General features: G+C 53.7%; 7 protein-coding genes. All 7 read left to right on the forward strand.

Going from position 1 to position 5,058, the window contains the following annotated elements; all coding sequences use genetic code 11:
- On the forward strand, positions 1-558 hold a 558-nt coding region (locus tag CAG65_RS20235; RefSeq protein ID WP_161454779.1), incomplete at its 5' end, for a lysophospholipid acyltransferase family protein.
- A 16-nt stretch (positions 559-574) separates the two neighbouring features.
- Complete coding sequence (locus tag CAG65_RS20240) at positions 575-835, forward strand: phosphopantetheine-binding protein (protein ID WP_021704317.1); 261 nt, start codon at positions 575-577, stop codon at positions 833-835.
- A gap of 15 nt (positions 836-850) precedes the next feature.
- Positions 851-1,108, forward strand: coding sequence for an acyl carrier protein (locus CAG65_RS20245; RefSeq protein WP_161454780.1), 258 nt, complete (start codon positions 851-853; stop codon positions 1,106-1,108).
- Positions 1,108-1,677 carry a hypothetical protein gene (locus CAG65_RS20250; RefSeq protein ID WP_161454781.1) on the forward strand — a complete coding sequence of 190 codons (570 nt, stop codon included), beginning with the start codon at positions 1,108-1,110 and terminating at the stop codon, positions 1,675-1,677. Before CAG65_RS20245 ends, CAG65_RS20250 begins: the two co-directional genes overlap by 1 nt.
- Positions 1,674-3,047 (forward strand): class I adenylate-forming enzyme family protein, encoded by a 1,374-nt coding sequence (locus CAG65_RS20255; RefSeq protein ID WP_161454782.1) that lies wholly within the window; start codon positions 1,674-1,676, stop codon positions 3,045-3,047. Before CAG65_RS20250 ends, CAG65_RS20255 begins: the two co-directional genes overlap by 4 nt.
- Positions 3,048-3,060: 13 nt before the next feature.
- Positions 3,061-3,429 carry an ApeI family dehydratase gene (locus CAG65_RS20260; RefSeq protein ID WP_161454783.1) on the forward strand — a complete coding sequence of 123 codons (369 nt, stop codon included), beginning with the start codon at positions 3,061-3,063 and terminating at the stop codon, positions 3,427-3,429.
- Positions 3,422-5,058, forward strand: a 1,637-nt coding sequence (locus CAG65_RS20265) for an LpxL/LpxP family acyltransferase (protein WP_161454784.1), incomplete at its 3' end; no start/stop codon positions are given. The genes CAG65_RS20260 and CAG65_RS20265, both read left to right, overlap by 8 nt.

Here is a 5,058-nt window from a genome sequence, read left to right on the forward strand (position 1 = left end):
ATTAATTATCAAATTACGGGTGCCGATGTATTAGCCAGTGACACCGGCTGCTTAATTGTCGCCAATCATCCCAGCCTGATTGATTATGTTTTGATCGCCTCGCAATTGAAGCAATGCGATTGCCTGGTGAAAGCGGCAATTTGGTCAAACCCATTCATGAAACATATCGTTAAGGCCGCCGGTTACATTCCAAACGAAGCGCCAGACGATCTGCTGACTTTGTGTGAACAACGCTTCGCTCAGGGTAACGTACTACTAGTGTTTCCCGAGGGTACGCGCACGACACCAGGCCAGGACTCTAAACTGCAGCGTGGTGCGGCCCAGATCGCGGTGCGGACACAACGCGATCTGCGTATAGTGCACATTAGCGTTACACCGAGTTTTCTGACCAAAGAAAAAAAATGGTATCAGGTGCCACCGACCCGGCCTTTTTTCCACATAGAAGTAAAGGAGAAAGTTGAGGTGAAACCGTTTATAGAGCAAACTACCAGCCCAACAGTGGCGGCGCGTCATTTACAGCGCCACCTGTCGGACACTTTATTTCCAGAAACCCCATAGTTATAAGCAGGTCCCAGTGGAAAAATTACATAACGAAATCAAACAATTAATTATTGACGCTCTGAACCTTGAAGATCTTACTATCGAGGATATTGAGACTGACGCCCCACTTTTTGGTGACGGCCTGGGTCTGGATTCTATTGATGCACTCGAGCTTGGTCTGGCGATCAAGAAACGCTTTAACATTGTGATTGACTCCGATGATGCCAACACGCGCGAGCATTTCGCGTCTGTGGCAAATCTGGCTAAGTACATTTCCTCTCAAACCGGTGAGTAATTCACAGGTAGCATTATGACTGACGTAAACAAAGAACAAGTATTTCAACAAGTACAAAGCGCTCTGGTAGAGCTGTTTGAAATTGACACCGCGGACATCACCCCGGACGCTCACCTGTATCAGGATCTCGATCTGGACAGCATTGATGCTGTGGATCTGGTGGTGCACCTACAGAACGTAACCGGAAAAAAAATCAAACCGGCTGAGTTCAGCACCGTTCGCACCGTTGACGATGTCGTCAACGCCGTGACAGAGCTGCTCAAGGACAACTGATGCGTCAATTGCTGACAGCCTTGTCTGCAATTGTCCTGCTTGCGTATCCGTTTGCCGTTTATTTCGGCATTGATAAGTTTGGTCTGAGCGTCATGGCGCTGATGCTGATCACCATGTTTGTGATCCGAATCCTGGCTGCCGGTCAGGCCAAACTGAAAGCGCTCAGACAACTCGGCTGGATCAGCGGCCTCACTGGCATCATGTTGATCACGCTGGGAGTGGTGTTTAAACAGCATGGCTGGCTAACGTTTTATCCGGTGGTGGTCAATGCCTGTATGCTCGCCGTTTTTGCCTTAAGTCTGAAACAACCCCAAACTTTGATTGAACGACTGGCCCGCCTGCAGGAACCCAACCTGCCAGCCAGCGGTGTCGCCTATACCCGCAAGGTGACCAAAGTCTGGTGCGGGTTCTTTATCGTTAACGGCGGCATCGCGCTGTATACCTGTTTTCAGCCACTCGAAGTCTGGACAGTGTATAACGGCCTGATCAGTTACCTGCTGGCAGGCGGCCTGTTCGCCCTCGAATGGATCATCAGACAAGTCGTACGTAAGGATCCCAAACAACCATGAGCACCATTGATGTGACCTTTCACTCCTTAGCCGATTTGCTCAGCCGTGCGCGGCCCGCAGACTGGCCGGTGGCGTTTGCTTCCGGTCAGGTATACGACTGGCAGACACTGAATCAGGATGTCGCCGCTCTTCACAATCGATTGAGCACCCATTCTGCTCAACGGATTGCCCTGTGCTGCGATGACAGCTACCGCTTTGCGGTGGGATTCCTTGCCTGTGCGTATGCAGGGAAAACGCTGGTTCTGCCGGGGAACAGCCAACCCGCGGCTCTAGAGGAATTGTCAGCACAATTCGACTTAATGCTGCACGATGCCAGTCTGAGCATTCCGGCTCAGACTGACGCGTTCGAGATCGCGATCCAACAAAACCAAGCCGCGCCAAACTGGCCCAGGCTTGCACTGGAAGAGCTCCAACTGGTGCTGTTTACTTCCGGCTCCAGTGGTACGCCGAAAGCGATTCACAAGAGCCTGAAACAGCTGGATGTTGAAATTACGATTTTACAGTCGCTGTGGGGAGCCACGCTGCACGGCACTCGCATTGAGAGCACCGTTTCACACCAGCACATTTATGGCTTGCTGTTCCGTTTGCTGTGGCCATTGTGCGCTGGACGCGCTTTTGCTGCATTTAATCTGGAATTTCCTGAGCAGGTCATTGCCCATGCCAACGAACAGACCACCCTGGTCAGCAGCCCGGCGCTGCTGAAACGTCTGAGTGAAGAACATCATGCCCAACCGCTGCGTCAGCTGTTTTCCTCTGGAGGGCCGTTGTCGAATGCGGCTGCCGAACATGCCAGGCGCCTGTTCGGTCATTACCCGCAGGAAGTGTATGGCAGTACCGAAACCGGAGGCATCGCCCACCGCCAGCAATTCACCGCCAGCCAGCCGTGGAGGCTGTTCCCGGGCGTCCAGGCGGAACTCAACAGCGAACGCTGCCTGCGGCTGCGCTCACCGCATATTGACCCGCACCACTGGTATCAGACCGCCGACGAATGTTATTTCCATGATACAGTGACGTTTGAACTGCGTGGTCGCACCGACCGTATCATTAAAATCGAAGAAAAACGGGTGTCGCTGACGGAAGTCGAACAACGAGTCGAGCAATTGGATGGCGTCAGTGAGGCCGTGGTCATACCGATGCAAGAAGGCGAACGGCTGACACTGGTCTCGGTGATTGTGCTGTCCGAAGCCGGACAACACGACCTCAACACGCTCGGCAAAGGTAAATTCTGGCTGGCTCTGCGCGCTCAGTTGCGTCGCTGGCTGGAACCCATCGCCGTCCCGCGCCGTTTCAGAATCGTGGACAGTATTCCGCTCAACAGCCAGGGCAAACGGCAAATTGCCGACATTGAACACCTTTTTCGAGAGAGCTAACCGCCAAACAGTTATGGTTCAAAGAAAACCCACTATCATCAGTACAGACATTCAACCGCCTGCCGCGACCCTAACGCTGCGGGCTGACGCCGACATTCTCGATTTCCGTGGTCACTTTAACCACTTTCCTCTGCTGCCCGGGGTCACTCAGATCGACTGGGCCCTGCATTACGCGATGCAATGTCTGGCAACGCCGAGTGCATTTAAAGGAATGGAAGTGATCAAGTTTCAAGAACCGATTCTGCCCGATATGACGGTGTGTCTGACGCTCCACTGGGATGAGGCACGGCAAAAACTGACCTTCCGTTACACATCGACCCGAGGCGGCGAAGAGATTGTGCACTCGTCGGGGAAAATGAAACTGGGAGCGCCAAGTGAGTGAGTTTCTGCCCTGCTTTGTGATTCCCTGTTACAACCACGGCAGCACAGTCGCTGCGGTCGTGACGTCGCTCGAGCCTTTTTGTTACCCCATTTTACTCGTCGACGATGGCAGCAATCTCCCAACTCAACAGGCTCTGAAACACGTAGCCGAGCGTGAGAACGTCCACCTATTACCCCTGATAACAAACCAGGGAAAAGGCGGCGCTGTGATGGCAGGGATCCGTCAGGCACAAGCGCTCGGCTTTACCCATGTGATTCAAATCGACGCCGATGGCCAGCACGATATCGAAGCCCTGCCAAAGCTGATAGATGCCGCCCGGCGTCACCCAGAGCATCTGATTTCCGGCCAGCCGGTGTATGATGACAGCGTGCCCAAAGCGCGTCTGTATGGCCGCTACGCGACCCATATTTGGGTCTGGATAGAGACGCTGTCACTGTCGATCAAAGACAGCATGTGTGGGTTTCGCTGCTATCCGGTCAATCAAACCGTTCAGGTGCTGGACCGTTACCGGATTGGCAGCCGGATGGATTTTGACATCGAAATCCTGGTGCGCATGTATTGGGAAGGCACAGAGATCGATTTCGTCGATACCCGGGTCATCTACCCTCAGGGCGGTATTTCGCACTTCGACGCGCTGTGGGACAACGTCAAAATCAGCTGGATGCATACCCGGCTGTTTTTCGGCATGCTGCCACGCATACCTCGTTTACTGGCACGCCATCGCCATGATGCAACTGATGGCAGCCCGCACTGGTCACGACGCCGAGAACGCGGCACCATAGCCGGCATTAAAGTCATGCTGGCCGTGTATGCCTTGCTGGGACGACGCACCTTTAACCTGATCCTCCAAGGCGTCATCCGCTACTACCACCTGACGGGCAAGCAAGCCAGACAGGCCTCTGAACAGTATCTGGCACAATTGCGCCACTACGGACAGCAACACAACATCACGCTGCCACAGCCACTGGATAGCTATCACCATCTGCTGTCTTTCGGCCATACCATGCTGGATAAACTGGCCGCGTGGAAGGGGGATTTTTCGGCCGACAACCTGACCATTCATGGTCAGGAGCACTTCGATGCCATGGTTGAGCGTCAGGAAGGCCTGGTGATCCTCGGCTCTCATCTGGGCAATCTGGAGCTGTGCCGGGCACTAGGAAGACGCCATTCGCAAGTCAAAATCAATGCTCTGGTGTTCACCGAGCACGCAGAGCGCTTCAACCGGGTGATGAAAGCCGTTAACCCCAACTCTGAGCTCAACCTGATTCAGGTCAGCTCCATGGGGCCGGACACTGCGATTCTACTCCAGCAGAAAATCGAACAAGGTGAATGGGTAGTGATTGTTGGCGATCGAACCTCCACCAGCAAGGAGAGTCGCTCGGTATGGGCAGACTTCCTTGGCAAACCGGCGCCCTTCCCACAAGGCCCTTTTATGCTCGCGGCCGTGCTTAAAGCGCCAGTCTATCTGCTGTTTGGCCTGCGTGACGATACCCGTGACACACCTCACTTTGATGTTTATTTTGAGCAATTTTGCGAAAAGCTTGTCTTACCCAGAAAAGAACGCCAAATCGCACTGCAGGCGGTGGTACAGCAGTACGCCGACCGGCTACAACATTACACCCTGAAAGC

This window comes from Vibrio sp. V39_P1S14PM300 (genome assembly GCF_009904765.1).
Lineage (GTDB): Bacteria > Pseudomonadota > Gammaproteobacteria > Enterobacterales > Vibrionaceae > Vibrio > Vibrio proteolyticus.

Excerpts from the sequence above, each read along its gene's own strand:
- CAG65_RS20245 (WP_161454780.1), top strand. The coding sequence starts at position 851 with ATGACTGACGTAAACAAAGAACAAGTATTTCAACAAGTACAAAGCGCT.
- CAG65_RS20250 (WP_161454781.1), top strand. The coding sequence starts at position 1,108 with ATGCGTCAATTGCTGACAGCCTTGTCTGCAATTGTCCTGCTTGCGTAT.
- CAG65_RS20255 (WP_161454782.1), top strand. The coding sequence starts at position 1,674 with ATGAGCACCATTGATGTGACCTTTCACTCCTTAGCCGATTTGCTCAGC.
- CAG65_RS20260 (WP_161454783.1), top strand. The coding sequence starts at position 3,061 with ATGGTTCAAAGAAAACCCACTATCATCAGTACAGACATTCAACCGCCT.